The organism is Pseudomonas sp. TSRC2-2 (genome assembly GCF_049897785.1).
Lineage (GTDB): Bacteria > Pseudomonadota > Gammaproteobacteria > Pseudomonadales > Pseudomonadaceae > Aquipseudomonas.
Genome location: NZ_JAFCWZ010000014.1, coordinates 204,453 through 219,158, shown reverse-complemented (window position 1 = coordinate 219,158; position 14,706 = coordinate 204,453). Strand labels below are relative to the sequence as shown.

Sequence of the window (14,706 nt, the reverse complement as noted above, 5' to 3'; positions counted from 1 at the left end):
GGAGTTTGCCATGGGGGATTTCACCAAGCGCTTAACCGAGCGACGCATGCACACTGAGATTGCCCAAGGCTACTGCTTGATTTGCGGCAACTACGGCAGGCTCAGTTGGGATCATGTTCCGCCACAGGGAAGCATCAAAATTAGCAAGGTTGAACAAGTGCATCTAACTGAAGTGATGGGCGTTGACCCGATCCCAGTTAAAGGCGTGAAGTCACCTAATGGCAGTAAATTCAAGACCATTTGCAAAGCCTGCAATAGTAATCATCTGGGTGCAAATGACCAAGAGGTGGCGAGGGTTTATAAGGAACTCACCACGCTTGTAGCTAATCACTTTGCTTATGCCAGTAATCATCTCAATTACGTCTCGCTACCTTTCGATGCTGTGAGATTCTGTCGTGCAATAATAGGACACATACTGTCAGCTACGTCTGTCGACGAGTGTAAACGCGAGCCAGTAGAGACGCCGTATTTCACACCGCTACAGAACTTTGTAATGGGTGACAATTCCGCCATAGGTAATACTCACGATTTGTATTGTTGGTTCTATCCTCATCGTCATCATCTGAGTGCAAAGATGTTTGCATTCAAAAATCGTAGAAACATTTGCACCATCAGTGTGCTTTCATTCTTCCCCTTGGCATTTTCTATTACTGAAAAAGGCAAAGGAATCTACCCCTCTGGAGCAACTAAGGTAGAACTTACTGATGACCGACTTTATGTAAATTTATCATCGGGACATTTCCCATATTCTGGATTCCCTTTTACTGGCTTGTCAGATGATCAGATGATTTTGATGTCAACTGCTCAGGCGATCGTGAGCTACCCAATCAAAGATTAGTAGGCTTGTATGATGCGGGTAGAAGTCCTGAACTGCTGGCTGAACTCCAACAAGCCTTTCTGCCAGAGGATGCTCAGCTGGTTGTTAGCTCCTGTCAGTACGTCGATAGCGTCGTACAGGACGCCATAAAGGCGGGATCATCTATGAGGTATGGATGACCCAGAAGCCTTCACAGAGGCTGCAAACGCCCTTCAATTCGCATTAGATGCTGCACAGCTACCTGCCGACAGACATGCGAAGAAATAAGCGTCTCGAGACCGTAAGCTTCATAATTTGAGTAGTACAACGGAGTAGTACAATCCCAAAACAAAAAAAACCGCAGACCTTGATCTACGGGGCTTTTCTATTGTATGGCGGAGAGATAGGGATTCGAATCCTAGGTACCGGTGAACATACAACGGATTTCGAATCCGTCTCATTCGACCACTCTGGCATCTCTCCAACGGCGCGGACGATGGGAAATACCACAGAAACCTTGAGTAAGTTACGGTTATGTAGCTAGGTTTCAAGTAGCTCCAGCTTCTGCTGGCTCGAAGCCATGCGTATCTCTGTGCCATTGAAAGTACTTCTTCGTTTTTTGGCTCCAAGCAGGTACGACATTACCCAACACACCATCAATGTAACTCGATATAGCCGCAGGCGCTTCGAGGGATGGATGCCTAACAACCGCCCCGTTCTTTACCGAAATGTATCCGAACTCAAAAAGTGGGTCACACCCCATACGGCACATAGGGGCCGCGATATTTTCGATATCCAGCTTTTCCTTCCTGTCGCAGGATGCCCGTTTTTTGATGTGTGCAGCAACCAGCATGTTGCGAGGATAGTCGTTTAAGCAGATGCAGCATGTACCAGTGGCCAAGCCTTTAAAGAGATGTTTCACGATGAAGCGGTGCTCGTTTCTAGTCTGTATCGTAGCAGAACCATCCGTTTCCATCTGGAGACTAATTTCAACGCGAGCCTCTTCGAGACTTATAGGCTCATCAGCAAGCTCGTACAGTAGCTTCTCGTAGCGATCAATAATCGCTGCACTGTCTGCTTCGGAGAAGCGATTGAAAGACATACGAGGCTGGCTTTCGGTGCAGAGCAGGATGTCAGGATATGGAATAGACACATGGCGTACATCCGAAACGAAGTAAACGTTCTCCCAAGTGATCCCCTCACTGACGTCTTTAAAACCCCACAGATGAAGAGCAAGGGCTCGATTACGGGTGCGATGAGTAAACCTCGACGCAACTGTAACCACTCCTTTGACGTTGAAGATGACCACGTCGTTTCGAGCCATTCTCAGCCAAGCAGCTTCGGTATTGCTGGGCGATAGCCCCCAGATATAAAGCTTGCCCGAGGGATTCTCTGCTCGCAGTATCGCACCAAGCGCAGGATCAAGAAGGTGCACGATATCGTCAAGAAAGATGGGGTTGAGTATGGTGTTCTGAAGGTTTTGCCTCGCAACCGGATCAGAGCAAGGCTGGTACACAACTGCGACAGTCATTTCTCTCTCCTTGAGTACTTCACAGCATTGCCCTTGGACTTATCAACGGGATACTTCTCTGCATTTAGCTTGATTTTGGCTTGGGCCGCCGCTGCAACGTCGATCTGTAGCCTATCTCCCAGTCTGAGCAGGTAAAGCAGAACATCGGCCATCTCTTCTTCAACGGCCTTTACTGCCTCATCGCTAAGGACAGCACGCTCACTCTGTTCAGCAGTGAGCCACTGAAAGAGCTCTGTAAGCTCCCCCACCTCACCGGACAATGCCATCACTAGATTCTTGGGGGTATGGAACTGATCCCAGTCCCTCTCGTTAGCAAACGCAGCCAGATCGGACTGCAGTTGTTTCAGTACGTCCATTCCGATTCCATGCACCATGATCAAGATAGCGTGGACGCTAACGACTCCGACAAAGCCTGTCTAGCCGTCAACACCTCACACGCTCACCAAGACCAAAATGTAGAAGAATCACAGCTCAGAACATGTCTTCTAGGCGTTCACATTGCTCGGTGTGAACGAAGCCTATATTTTGTGAACGCTCTGCAAGAAATCCGAGACAACAAAAAAGGGCTCACCTTTCGGTGAGCCCTTCCAGACCGCCCAGCAGAGCGGATTTTGTTTGGTAGGCGCGATTGGACTCGAACCAACGACCCCCACCATGTCAAGGTGGTGCTCTAACCAACTGAGCTACGTGCCTGCTGTGAGGCGGCATTCTACGGAATTCCGGAGGGGTGTCAACACCTTTTTTTCACCTAACCCTATGAATATGCAAAATATTTAATTTCGGCTCAGCAAAGAACATTTTCCGGTGGCTGGCGGAGGTTTTTCAACTCGGGTAGGATCGGCGCACTCGTAAAATATATTAAACAGAGGCGGCAGGATGGCGAACACCCAATACCCAGAGTCTTATTACGCTGCGTCGGCCAATGCCGTGCCGCCACGTCCTGTGCTGCAGGATGATGTGGAGACGGACGTCTGTGTGATCGGTGCCGGGTATACCGGGCTGTCCTCCGCTTTGTTTCTGCTGGAGAACGGTTTTCGCGTAACGGTACTGGAAGCGGCCAAGGTCGGTTTTGGTGCGTCGGGGCGCAATGGTGGGCAGATCGTCAATAGCTATAGCCGCGACATTGATGTAATCGAACGCACCGTGGGGCCCAAACAAGCGCGACTGCTGGGTGAAATGGCCTTTGAAGGCGGCCGCATCATTCGCGAGCGCGTTGCCAAATACGATATACAGTGCGACCTGAAAGACGGTGGCGTGTTCGCCGCCCTTTCCGCCAAACAAATGGGTCACCTTGAATCGCAGAAACGGCTGTGGGAACGCTTTGGCCACACGCAACTGGAGCTCATGGACGAGCGGCGCATCCGTGAAGTCGTTGGCTGCGAACAATACGTCGGTGGCATGCTCGATATGAGCGGCGGCCATATCCATCCGCTGAATCTGGCGCTCGGTGAAGCGGCGGCAGTCGAGTCTCTCGGCGGCACCCTCTACGAGCAATCACCTGCCGTGCGCATCGAGCGCGGCGCCAATCCGGTTGTGCATACACCGCAAGGCAAGGTCAGGGCCAAGTTCATCATCGTCGCCGGCAATGCCTATCTCGGCAATCTGGTACCGGAACTGGCGGCCAAGTCGATGCCGTGTGGCACTCAAGTGATCACCACCGAGCCAATGGGCGATGAGCTGGCGAAGGCGTTATTGCCGCAGGATTACTGCGTGGAGGACTGCAACTATCTCCTCGACTACTACCGCCTGACCGCCGACAAGCGCTTGATCTTCGGCGGCGGCGTGGTTTATGGCGCGCGCGATCCGGCGAACATCGAAGCGATCATCCGCCCGAAGATGCTTAAAGCCTTCCCGCAACTCAAGGATGTGAAGATCGACTACGCCTGGACCGGCAACTTCCTGCTGACTCTGTCGCGGTTACCGCAGGTCGGGCGCCTGGGCGACAACATCTATTACTCGCAGGGCTGCAGCGGTCACGGCGTCACCTACACGCACTTGGCGGGCAAGGTCCTCGCCGAAGCGTTGCGAGGTCAGGCAGAGCGTTTCGATGCCTTTGCCGACCTGCCGCACTACCCCTTCCCCGGCGGGCAGTTGCTGCGCACACCGTTCGCCGCGCTGGGCGCCTGGTATTACGGCCTGCGCGATAAATTCGGGATGTAAAAAAGGGCCGCAAGTAGCGGCCCTTTTCATTTTACGTACACACTTCAAAGCTGATCCCGAGCGATCCCGCTGCGAATCCGCAGGATATCTGCCAGCACCGCCAGCGCAATTTCCGCCGGCGTCTTGCTGCCGAGATTGAGACCGATCGGCGCATGAATCCGCGCCAGCTCAGCCTCACTCAATCCACCAATGCGCTTTAAGCGCTCGAAACGTTTTTGCGACGTCTGCTGCGATCCCATCACACCGATGTAAAACGCCTCGGTGCGCACCGCCTCCATCATCGCCAGATCGTCGATACGCGGATCGTGGGTCAGCGCCACCACGGCTGTATCGCGATGGCAACCACCGTCGGCAATGAACACCGAAGGCAACTGCCGACGGATTTCCACGCCATTGAGCACCACACCTTCGAGGACTTCATCGCGCGGATCGCAGAGAATCACTTCGAAGCCGAGCCCAACTGCGAACTCGGCACACGCCTGCGCCACACTGGAGTAGCCGGCCAACAACAAACGCTGCGCTGCGCCAATACGAATGCGCACCCGGTCGATCTCACGCTTGATCCGTGCGCCCTGCTCGCGATCAGCAAAAATAGCGCGCGCACCGCTGGCCAAACCGACCTCGCGAATCACACGACGCTGCCCCTGCAGCGCCGACTCCAGTTCACGCAGATGCGCCTGCACCTCGCAGTCGGCGTCAAGTTTCTCCACCAGCACGTCGAGAATGCCACCGCAAGGCAAACTGACCCGCGAGCGCGGATCATCGCCTTCGCCGTAACGCACAACGCAGATCGTTTCGAGGAACACACCTTCGGCGACGCGCTCAAGAAAATCCTCCTCGACGCAACCGCCCGACAGCGAACCGATCCACTGCCCGCCCTCGTTTACCGCCAGCAGCGAACCCGGCGCGCGCGGTGCCGAGCCATAGGTGCTCAGCACCGTGCACAGCCAGATGCGCTGTCCCGCTACTGACCACTGCAGCGCCCGGCGCACCACTTGCAGATCGAGATACTGCATATCAGTGGGCCTTGTGCTCGGCGCTCGGCGCGTCGGCTTGCAGCTTCTGCACGTCACTCACCGCCAGCTCAGCACTCTGGCCACCCCAACCCTGACGCAGGTAGTTGAGCAGATCAGTCAATTGCTCAGGACTGAGCTTGTCGGCGAAACCCGGCATCGGTTGCATGCGCTCGAACCCGGAGAATTTCTGTTCGCCGATGCCGTCTTCGATCACTCGCAACAGGTTGCGTGGATCTTCCAGGCGCAACGTGGTGTTGCCGCGCATGGCCACGGCGATGTGCGGCTTGCCTTCACCGCCAGCGGCGTGGCAACCGGCGCAGACGTTCAGGTATTCCTGGCGGCCGCGCTGAGCGCTTGCGCTGAGCTTGTCCAAGGACACCTCGACGAGCTCCTTGGCTGGCGGCGGTTGCTCGCCGAGCAGGAACGTCGCCATGGCCGCCAGATCAGCATCGCTCAGACCTTGAGTGCTGTTGTGAAACACCGGGAACATTTCGTTGAACATCGTCCCTTGCGCGCTCATGCCATGCTTCAGAAACGTGCTCAAATCCTGCTGATTCCAGCCGCGCGCGGCCAGGTCGGTGGCCAGCAGGCTCGGCGCCAGATAACCATTGAGGATGCCGCCGGTCATCCGCTTGTCCATCTGCATCGCGCCCGGCAGGCCGCGTGGCGTATGGCATTCGCCGCAGTGACCGAGGACGTCGACCATGTATTGGCCGCGCTTCCACGCCTCACTTTTGCCCTCGGCGGGTTCCAGCTTGACGTCTTTGCCGTAGAGCATGTTCCAGCCGGTCAGGCCCAGACGCACGTTGAACGGAAAGCTCAGGCTGGTCACCGGCGCGGCGCGTTCGATCGGCTCGATGGTTTTCAGATACGTGTGAATCGCATCGGAATCAGCGCGCGGCATCAGGTGATACGAGGTGTACGGCATCGCCGGGTACAAATTCGCACCGTCGCGCCGTTTGCCTTCGGTCAACGCAGCAAAGAACTCGTCATCGCTGTACAGGCCGATGCCATGCTCTTTGCTCGGGGTGATGTTCGTGCCGTAGATCGTGCCGAATGGCGAGACGATCGGCAGGCCGCCGGCATACGGCGCGCCACCCGGTGCGGTGTGGCAGGCCATGCAGTCGGCGGCGCGGGCGAGGTATTCGCCGCGCTTGACCTGATCGTCGGCGTGCGCCCCCAACAGCGGCGCAGCCATTGCGACAGCAAAAGCCAGGCGGGTCAGTAAATGCTTCATGCTCAATCCTCCTTGACCAGGCCGAGATCGGTCAGCACGTTGCGCGTCGCGTTGTAATAACGCACGTAGCCGGTGCAGCGGCAGACGTGATGGCCAAGACTGTCCTCGATGACTTGCTCCAGCTGACTTTTGACGATCGGCTGACGCTGCAGCTTCTCGACCAGCACGGTCGCAGCGTTGACGAAACCCGGTGCGCAGTAGCTGCACTGGAAGGCAAACTCGTCGACGAAGCGCTGCTGGATCGGGTTCAGCTCGGTGACCTGGCCTTGCTCGTCGCGAGTGGCGTGACCTTCGATGGTGCGGACTTTCTTGCCCTCGAAGTAATGCGCGCCGGTAATGCAGGTGCGCACCTCCTCGCTGGTGCCGTCCGGGTTGTCGACGATCACTACGCAGGCGTGGCAGATGCCCTGGCCACAGCCCAGACGCGAGCCGGTGAGGTTTTTGTATTCGTGCAGGTAGTCGATCATCGGCAGGTCATCAGGGATGTCCACTGGGCCGACGGATTGACCGTTGAGGGTCAGTTGAAGCGGACGGTTAGCCATTGAGGGCCTCCTTGATGCGCGCAGCAGTGATGGGCAGATCGCGAACACGTTTACCGATGGCGTGCGCCACGGCGTTTCCAATGGCGCCGACAATCGGGATCATCACCACTTCGGCGATGCCTTTGGACGGATCGCTCGGTGACAGCGGCGGCAGAATTTCCGCGGTCTGCTTCCACACCGCAACGTGACGGGCCATCGGCAAGCGATAACGGTTGAAGTTCCAGTCACCCTCCCCCGGCCCGCCTTCATAAAGCGGCATCTCTTCCATCAGCGCGTGACCGATACCCATGGCGATGCCACCTTCGAGCTGGCCCTTGACCAGCTCTTCAACCAGCACACGACCGCACTCGATCCATGAGTGGTGGTTGAGCACCTGAACTTCCGCCGAACCCTTGTTGACCTTCAGCTCGACCAGGGTGGCGACAGGGCTGTAATAGGTCACCGCTGCGTTGTTCAACTGCACAACCGGGTAACTGACGTTCTGCCGATCAAGCAAATGGAAGCCTGCGCTGTTCATTTGCGCTTTCTTGGCTTGCGGCGCGCCATCGCCGTATTTCACTGCCAGACCGTCGAGCGGCAGGCGCTCGCGCACGCCGTCGATGCTGTACTCGGCCTCGGCCCAGCTCCAGCGGTTAAAACCGTGCACCGTGGCGCCGGTCACCAGACCGCGCTCGTGGGCGCGCTTGGCCAACTCTTCGAAGCTCAGCGGTTGCATACCGTTGGCAGTGAGTTTGCCATCGACCCAATGCGCATCTTCGCGACGGACCACATAAGGGTTGGCCTGGCCGCCATACGGGCCCTGACGCCAGATCTCCAACGCCGCCGGCCACAGACCGTGATTGAACAGCACACGCGCCGCTTCACGGGTCGCATGGCTGAAGTAATAGGCGGAGTTGGTCGCCGACGAGGCCGAAGCCAGCTTGCCCACCCAGCGCGGATTGCGCAGCAGATTGTCCTGCTCGGACTGGCTCATGATGTACGGGTTGCCGCTGGTGATCAGCTGCATTTCCTTCCATTCGGTTTCGCCAGTCTTCACATCATGCGCCGGGCTGCCGAGAAAATCGGCGACGACCAAGGCTTGCGAGGTGGACATGCCGGTGCCAATTTCGATGCCGATGTGACGCAGGGTGATACGGCCGTCAGCGGTGAATTGGATGCTGGCCATCGGCGCTTCGGAACCGGTGCCGAAGTCTTTCTGGCAGATGGCGAAACCAACGCCGTACCAGTTATCCGGATCTGCCGCTTCACGTTGCTGCTTGATCGCGTCGCGGTTTTTCCAGACCTCATGCACCGAGGCCTTGTCGAGAATTTCGTGCAGGCGCAGTGCACCGGCCGGGATCGCGCCCTGGGTATTTTTCATCCCCGAACGCAAGGCGTTCCGACGGCGCAAATCGATGGCGTCGACACCCAGGCGATTGGCGATCTCGTCGACCATCATTTCGGTCGCTGCCATGCTTTGCAGGGTGCCGTAACCGCGCATCGAACCCGCCTCGACCGCGCGCGAGTGATACGCCGTAACCTGCAGATCGTTCTGCGGCATGTAGTAGATCGACTGCGCCGCAGTGGCACCAACTGCTGCCACAGATGGGCTGTAGTTGACCCGACCGCCACCGTCGACGCTCATTTCAGCGCGGAAAATCTTGAAGGTGTAATCGTTCTTGTCCACCGCCAACTGGTAGCGGATATCGAACGGGTGACGCTTGATGCCGCTCTGGAACTGCTCGTAGCGGTCGTTGGCCAGACGCACCGGCACACCGGCGCCGTACAGCGCGGCCAAGGCTGCGTAGTAGACAAAGATGTTGTGGTCTTTGGAGCCGTACCCGACGGTGTAGCCCGGGTGCATGTTCAGATTGGCCAGGCCAAAACGCGACGGCCCGATCATCTTCGCGGTTTCGATCGCGACTTCTAGCGGGCACTGGGTCGCCACAACGAAATGCAGTGTCTTGGTCTTCGGGTCGTACCAGCCGTTGCCGTTGTCCGGCTCGAGGGCAGCCGGTTCGATCGACGGGGTTTTGTAGCGCTCGTCGAACACCAGCCAGTTGTCCGGCGGCGTGTCGATTTCCTGCTTCATGCGGTCGGCGTAAAACAGCCCGCGCTCGGTGAGATTACCGTGCAGGTTCGGCGATGCATTCCACACCGGACGGCGGTTCTTCAGCATCGGGAACAGGATCGAGTCCTTGAGACTGGCGAACTCGTCCTCATCCGCAGAAGTCGCACCGCCGACGCGCACGTAGCGGAAACTGCCGTAGGGATCACCTTCGTAAAACGGCACCTTGGCACCGTAACGAATCGCTTTGTCGTTGAATTTGAGTTGATTCTTGGCCTGACGGAAACGCTCGAAATCGTTCCAGATCAGAATCGCCACCGGGTGACCGATGAACATCGGCACTTTGCCTTGCGGCAGCAATGGATCGGGAGCGTGCTCTTCAGGAAAGACGATACCGTCCTTGTCCAGGTCGGCAGCGGTGACGACGCGGTCCGGCTGCAGATCAGCGCCGAGCCACGACAAGTCGTAGCCTGCGTAAATGCGGTCGGCCTTGATGGTTTTCAGCAGCATGGCGTGGCCTTGTTGCTCAGGCCAGCCGGGCATGTCCTTGGCGCGGATGTCGCGAGCGAAGACTTTGCTCCCGCAGACCTTGGAAAGGGCGTCGTTGCGTTGACGCGCCTTGCCGTTATTGCCGAGCCATTTCTCGGACGGCACGGTGACGCTGTTTTCCATCAAGGCAGCCAGCGCCTGACTGCTGAGCGGCGTAAGCGTAACGCTCACACCCGCCACCAGCCCGCCCTGAAGGAACGAGCGCCGGGATATTTCACGGTTGGACATGGATCATCCTCTGGACGGTTATAGGTCCGCCCTTGTGGTTATGTACTGGGGATCTCGAGTCGTGCAGAAGCTCTTTCTGGCGAAGCAAAGAGCTGTGTTGACAGTGCAAAGCTGACCGAAAGGTTAACTTTAAAGCTTTCTGCGTCCGCAGCAAACAACCAGTTACAAAAACCTGACTAATTAATCAAAAAAATCAATGCGACGTGGTAGCGCAGAAGGCTTGCCGAGATTCTTGTAGGAGCTGTCGAGTGAAACGAGGCTGCGGTCTTTTGATCTTGCTTTTTTTAACCAAGATTAAAAGATCGCAGCGTACCGCAGCTCCTACAGGGCGATGTGCGCAGGAGTTAGGGAGAGGATTAGCCAGATTTCAGACACAAAAAACCCCGGTCTTTCGACCAGGGTCTTTGCTATCGATCCGATTCAGCCGGTGGCTGGTTTCGGCGCTTCAAGGCGTTCAGTGGTCCTTGAAGCAGATATGGCGCAGCGGACGGGACTCGAACCCGCGACCCCCGGCGTGACAGGCCGGTATTCTAACCGACTGAACTACCGCTGCGTATCGCTTTGAGCTTGCACTCAAGTAACTCGTTTTGATTGCAGGCTTCGGTGCCTTGCAATCGCGAACCAGATAAATCTGACTCGTAAAATATGGCGCAGCGGACGGGACTCGAACCCGCGACCCCCGGCGTGACAGGCCGGTATTCTAACCGACTGAACTACCGCTGCGCGTCGGTGCAGGCACTTTCAGCCTACTCTCTTGCTTGCGCAAGCTTCTCGGGAGTGGTGGGTGATGACGGGATCGAACCGCCGACATTCTGCTTGTAAGGCAGACGCTCTCCCAGCTGAGCTAATCACCCGTTTGCATCTCCGAGGCCGCGAAATTTACGCAGGTGGCGAAGCTAAGTCAATAGCAGGATTGGAGTTTTTCTGAAAAAGACGAAATTGCTTCATTCCTGAACAAGCCATCGACCGATGGACCGCATTCGCGAGCAGGCTCGCTCCTACAGAACGCGGCTTCGCTTGTTATTCGGTGTAGATCATCTTCTTGGTCATGCCGCCATCGACAACGAATTCCTGCCCGGTGACAAACCCGGCGTTGCGCGACAGCAACCACGCCACCATCGCCGCCACGTCCTCGACCGTGCCCACCCTGCCCGCCGGATGCTGGGTGTGATCGGCATCGGCCAAAGGTTCAGCGCGACGCACCGAGGGATCACGCGCATCGATCCAGCCTGGACTGACGGCGTTGACCCGGATTTCCGGCCCCAGACTGATCGCCAGCGCATGGGTCAGCGCCAACAACCCGCCCTTGCTTGCGGCGTAAGCCTCGGTATCCGGTTCCGACTGCCCGGCGCGAGTCGAAGCCAGGTTGACGATCGAGCCGTTATGCGCACGCAGGTACGGGGCACAGTGCTTGGCCAGCAACATCGGCCCGCTCAGATTCACTGCCAGCACCCGATTCCAATAAGCCAGATCGAGGCTTTCCAGGGTGATGTTGTGCGGATCGGCCACCGCCGCGTTGCAGACCAGCGCATCGAGGCGACCAAACTGCCCCAACACCTCGGCCACGCCCAACGCGACCTGATTTTCATCGGCGACGTCCATGGCGATGAACCAGGCATTCTCGCCCAGCACTTTGGCCACTTTCGATCCGCGCACCCGATCGAGATCGGTGAGCACTACCTGCCAGCCTTCGCTGATCAACCAGGCCGCAATGCCCAGACCGATACCGCGTGCGGCGCCGGTGACCAGCGCCACGCGACCATGGGTATTGGCCACCGGTGTGGACAATTCGATCACAATGCCGCCAGACCGCGCGTCAGGTCAGCTTGCAGGTCAGCCACATCTTCCAGACCGACCGCCACGCGGATCAGGCTGTCACGAATGCCTGCCGCTTCACGCTCCTGCGGCGCCAGACGGCCATGGGAGGTGGTGCTCGGATGGGTGATCGTGGTTTTGCTGTCACCGAGGTTGGCGGTGATCGAAATCAACCGTGTGGCATCGATAAAGCGCCAGGCGCCCTCTTTGCCGCCCTTGACCTCGAAGCTGACTACCGCACCGAAGCCCTTCTGCTGACGCTGAGCCAACTCGTGCTGTGGATGGCTCTTGAGGCCGGCGTAATGGACTTTCTCGATTCCGTCCTGCTGCTCCAGCCATTCGGCCAGCGCCTGGGCATTGGCACAATGCGCCTTCATGCGCAGGTTGAGGGTCTCGAGGCCTTTGAGGAAGATCCACGCATTGAACGGGCTGAGGGTCGGCCCGGCGGTACGCAGGAAACCCACAACCTCCTTCATTTGTTCGCCGCGACCGGCAACAACGCCACCCATGCAGCGGCCCTGACCGTCGATGAATTTGGTCGCCGAATGCACGACAATGTCCGCGCCGAGCTTCAGCGGCTGTTGCAGCGCCGGGGTGCAGAAGCAATTGTCGACCACCAGCTGCGCGCCCTTGGCGTGGGCGATTTCTGCCAGCTCGGCGATGTCCACCAGTTCGGCCAACGGATTGGACGGCGATTCGACAAAAAGCAGCTTGGTGCTGGATTTGATCGCCGCGTTCCAGGCCGACAGATCGGCGAGCGGCACGTAATCGACTTCAACGCCGAAGCGCTTGAAGTATTTCTCGAACAGGCTGATGGTCGAGCCGAACACGCTACGCGACACCAGCACATGATCGCCGGCACTGCAAAGGCTCATCACCACGGCCATGATTGCAGCCATGCCGGTTGCCGTGGCGACGGCCTGCTCCGCGCCTTCCAGCGCGGCAATACGCTCTTCGAACGCACGCACGGTCGGGTTGGTGTAGCGCGAATAGACGTTGCCTGGCACTTCGCCGGCAAACCGTGCCGCAGCGTCGGCAGCGGTGCGGAACACGTAGCTGGAGGTGAAGAACATCGGATCACCGTGTTCACCTTCCGGCGTGCGGTGCTGACCCGCACGAACGGCCAGGGTATCGAACGCTACGCCTTCGAGGTCGCTGTCCAGCCGACCGGCATCCCATTCCTGACTCATGCTGTCTCTCCTTGCTGTGTTCTTGAAAAAATGTCAGATACAAAACCGGCCCCTCAGGGCCGGTGGAAACTCAGTTGTTGTACAGATCGATGATCGCACTGACCGCCTGGGTCTTGACCTTCGAGGCATCGTTGCGCGCCTGTTCGATCTTGTCCAGATAAGCCTCGTCGACGTCACCGGTCACGTACTTGCCATCGAAGACGGCACAATCGAAGTTTTCGATTTTGATCTTGCCGCCGCCGACTGCTTCGATCAAGTCAGGCAGGTCCTGATAGATCAGCCAGTCAGCGCCGATCAGATCAGCTACGTCCTGGGTCGAACGGTTGTGTGCGATCAGTTCGTGAGCGCTCGGCATGTCGATGCCGTATACGTTCGGGAAGCGCACCGCAGGGGCCGCCGAGCAGAAGTAGACGTTTTTCGCGCCAGCTTCGCGGGCCATCTGGATGATCTGCTTGCAGGTGGTGCCACGCACGATCGAGTCATCGACCAACATGACGTTCTTGCCGCGGAACTCCAGCTCAATGGCGTTGAGCTTCTGGCGTACCGACTTTTTGCGCGCCGCCTGGCCCGGCATGATGAAAGTGCGGCCGATGTAACGGTTCTTGACGAAGCCTTCGCGAAACTTCACTCCAAGGTGATTCGCCAGCTCCAGCGCTGCGGTGCGGCTGGTGTCCGGAATCGGGATGACCACATCGATATCGTGCTCAGGGCGCTCGCGCAGGATCTTCTCGGCGAGCTTCTCACCCATGCGCAGACGCGCCTTGTACACCGACACACCGTCGATGATCGAGTCCGGCCGCGCCAGGTAGACGTGCTCGAAAATGCACGGCGTCAGCGACGGATTGATTGCGCACTGACGGGTGTGCAGCTTGCCGTCTTCAGTGATATAGACCGCTTCGCCCGGCGCGAGGTCGCGAATCAGGGTGAAACCCAGCACGTCCAGCGAAACGCTTTCCGAAGCGATCATGTACTCGACGCCTTCGTCGGTGTGACGCTGGCCAAACACGATCGGGCGGATGCCGTGCGGATCGCGGAAACCGACGATGCCGTAACCCGTGATCATCGCCACAACAGCGTAACCACCGACGCAGCGGTTATGCACGTCGGTCACGGCGGCGAACACGTCTTCTTCGGTTGGCTGCAGCTTGCCGCGCTGAGCCAACTCGTGGGCGAACACGTTGAGCAGCACTTCCGAGTCGGAACTGGTGTTGACGTGACGCAGATCGGATTCGTAGATCTCTTTGGCCAACTGTTCAACGTTGGTCAGGTTACCGTTGTGCGCCAGGGTGATGCCGTATGGCGAGTTGACGTAGAACGGCTGGGCTTCGGCCGACGTCGAGCTGCCGGCAGTCGGGTAACGGACGTGGCCGATCCCCATGTGGCCGACCAGACGCTGCATGTGACGCTGCTGAAACACGTCACGTACCAGGCCATTATCCTTGCGCAGGAATAACCGGCCATCATGGCTGGTCACGATACCGGCAGCGTCCTGGCCGCGGTGCTGGAGCACGGTTAGCGCGTCATACAGCGCCTGATTGACGTTCGACTTACCGACGATACCGACGATGCCACACATGCGACGCAACCCCTACTTA

Annotated in this window: 11 protein-coding genes and 5 tRNA genes; 2 read left to right on the top strand and 14 right to left on the bottom strand. The window is 57.9% G+C overall.

Translation table 11 applies throughout. The features are described from left to right. Positions 1-10 precede the first annotated feature (10 nt). On the top strand, positions 11-838 hold the full coding sequence (locus ACP7D9_RS25925) for a metal-binding protein (RefSeq protein WP_426160012.1): 828 nt from the start codon (positions 11-13) through the stop codon (positions 836-838). 351 nt (positions 839-1,189) lie between these two features. Here ACP7D9_RS25925 and ACP7D9_RS25920 read toward each other — a convergent pair. The 4 genes from ACP7D9_RS25920 to ACP7D9_RS25905 all read right to left on the bottom strand — a co-directional run bounded on the left by ACP7D9_RS25920 (position 1,190) and on the right by ACP7D9_RS25905 (position 3,020). After that, positions 1,190-1,279: transfer RNA gene (locus ACP7D9_RS25920), tRNA-Ser, on the bottom strand. A gap of 64 nt (positions 1,280-1,343) precedes the next feature. Continuing rightward, a complete protein-coding gene (locus ACP7D9_RS25915) occupies positions 1,344-2,327 on the bottom strand; it encodes a hypothetical protein (protein ID WP_426160011.1) in 984 nt (327 codons plus the stop codon). Next, positions 2,324-2,683, bottom strand: a complete 360-nt coding sequence (locus ACP7D9_RS25910; RefSeq protein ID WP_426160010.1) for a nucleotide pyrophosphohydrolase — start codon at positions 2,681-2,683, stop codon at positions 2,324-2,326. The genes ACP7D9_RS25915 and ACP7D9_RS25910 overlap by 4 nt, the downstream gene beginning before the upstream one ends. A 260-nt stretch (positions 2,684-2,943) precedes the next feature. Next, positions 2,944-3,020: transfer RNA gene (locus ACP7D9_RS25905), tRNA-Val, on the bottom strand. A gap of 183 nt (positions 3,021-3,203) precedes the next feature. Here ACP7D9_RS25905 and ACP7D9_RS25900 point away from each other — a divergent pair. Then, positions 3,204-4,487, top strand: coding sequence for an NAD(P)/FAD-dependent oxidoreductase (locus tag ACP7D9_RS25900; RefSeq protein ID WP_426160009.1), 1,284 nt, complete (start codon positions 3,204-3,206; stop codon positions 4,485-4,487). A 44-nt stretch (positions 4,488-4,531) separates the two neighbouring features. Here ACP7D9_RS25900 and ACP7D9_RS25895 read toward each other — a convergent pair whose 3' ends face one another. From ACP7D9_RS25895 to purF, 10 genes are all read right to left on the bottom strand, one after another. Continuing rightward, positions 4,532-5,503, bottom strand: a complete 972-nt coding sequence (locus ACP7D9_RS25895) for an XdhC family protein (RefSeq protein WP_426160008.1) — start codon at positions 5,501-5,503, stop codon at positions 4,532-4,534. A 1-nt stretch (position 5,504) separates the two neighbouring features. Next, positions 5,505-6,740 (bottom strand): c-type cytochrome, encoded by a 1,236-nt coding sequence (locus tag ACP7D9_RS25890; protein WP_426160007.1) that lies wholly within the window; start codon positions 6,738-6,740, stop codon positions 5,505-5,507. Between the two features lie 2 nt (positions 6,741-6,742). Continuing rightward, on the bottom strand, positions 6,743-7,282 hold the full coding sequence (locus tag ACP7D9_RS25885; protein ID WP_426160006.1) for a (2Fe-2S)-binding protein: 540 nt from the start codon (positions 7,280-7,282) through the stop codon (positions 6,743-6,745). Further along, positions 7,275-10,106 carry a xanthine dehydrogenase family protein molybdopterin-binding subunit gene (locus ACP7D9_RS25880; RefSeq protein ID WP_426160005.1) on the bottom strand — a complete coding sequence of 944 codons (2,832 nt, stop codon included), beginning with the start codon at positions 10,104-10,106 and terminating at the stop codon, positions 7,275-7,277. Before ACP7D9_RS25880 ends, ACP7D9_RS25885 begins: the two co-directional genes overlap by 8 nt. Positions 10,107-10,582: 476 nt before the next feature. Continuing rightward, a tRNA-Asp gene (locus tag ACP7D9_RS25875) sits at positions 10,583-10,659 on the bottom strand. Between the two features lie 93 nt (positions 10,660-10,752). Then, positions 10,753-10,829, bottom strand: a tRNA-Asp gene (locus ACP7D9_RS25870). Between the two features lie 55 nt (positions 10,830-10,884). Continuing rightward, a tRNA-Val gene (locus tag ACP7D9_RS25865) sits at positions 10,885-10,960 on the bottom strand. A gap of 166 nt (positions 10,961-11,126) precedes the next feature. Beyond that, positions 11,127-11,903: an SDR family oxidoreductase gene (locus tag ACP7D9_RS25860; RefSeq protein ID WP_426160004.1), complete on the bottom strand. Its 777-nt coding sequence runs from the start codon at positions 11,901-11,903 to the stop codon at positions 11,127-11,129. After that, entirely contained in the window at positions 11,900-13,111 is a 1,212-nt protein-coding gene (locus ACP7D9_RS25855; RefSeq protein WP_313006196.1) for an O-succinylhomoserine sulfhydrylase, read from the bottom strand. The genes ACP7D9_RS25860 and ACP7D9_RS25855 overlap by 4 nt, the downstream gene beginning before the upstream one ends. A gap of 70 nt (positions 13,112-13,181) precedes the next feature. Then, a complete protein-coding gene (purF, locus tag ACP7D9_RS25850; protein WP_426160003.1) occupies positions 13,182-14,687 on the bottom strand; it encodes an amidophosphoribosyltransferase in 1,506 nt (501 codons plus the stop codon). Positions 14,688-14,706 lie beyond the last annotated feature (19 nt).

What these genes read in the sequence shown, in the direction of transcription:
- ACP7D9_RS25925 (WP_426160012.1), top strand. Translation starts at nt 11, where the DNA reads ATGGGGGATTTCACCAAGCGCTTAACCGAGCGACGCATGCACACTGAG.
- ACP7D9_RS25915 (WP_426160011.1), bottom strand. Translation starts at nt 2,327, where the DNA reads ATGACTGTCGCAGTTGTGTACCAGCCTTGCTCTGATCCGGTTGCGAGG.
- ACP7D9_RS25910 (WP_426160010.1), bottom strand. Translation starts at nt 2,683, where the DNA reads ATGGACGTACTGAAACAACTGCAGTCCGATCTGGCTGCGTTTGCTAAC.
- ACP7D9_RS25900 (WP_426160009.1), top strand. Translation starts at nt 3,204, where the DNA reads ATGGCGAACACCCAATACCCAGAGTCTTATTACGCTGCGTCGGCCAAT.
- ACP7D9_RS25895 (WP_426160008.1), bottom strand. Translation starts at nt 5,503, where the DNA reads ATGCAGTATCTCGATCTGCAAGTGGTGCGCCGGGCGCTGCAGTGGTCA.
- ACP7D9_RS25890 (WP_426160007.1), bottom strand. Translation starts at nt 6,740, where the DNA reads ATGAAGCATTTACTGACCCGCCTGGCTTTTGCTGTCGCAATGGCTGCG.
- ACP7D9_RS25885 (WP_426160006.1), bottom strand. Translation starts at nt 7,282, where the DNA reads ATGGCTAACCGTCCGCTTCAACTGACCCTCAACGGTCAATCCGTCGGC.
- ACP7D9_RS25880 (WP_426160005.1), bottom strand. Translation starts at nt 10,106, where the DNA reads ATGTCCAACCGTGAAATATCCCGGCGCTCGTTCCTTCAGGGCGGGCTG.
- ACP7D9_RS25855 (WP_313006196.1), bottom strand. Translation starts at nt 13,111, where the DNA reads ATGAGTCAGGAATGGGATGCCGGTCGGCTGGACAGCGACCTCGAAGGC.
- purF (WP_426160003.1), bottom strand. Translation starts at nt 14,687, where the DNA reads ATGTGTGGCATCGTCGGTATCGTCGGTAAGTCGAACGTCAATCAGGCG.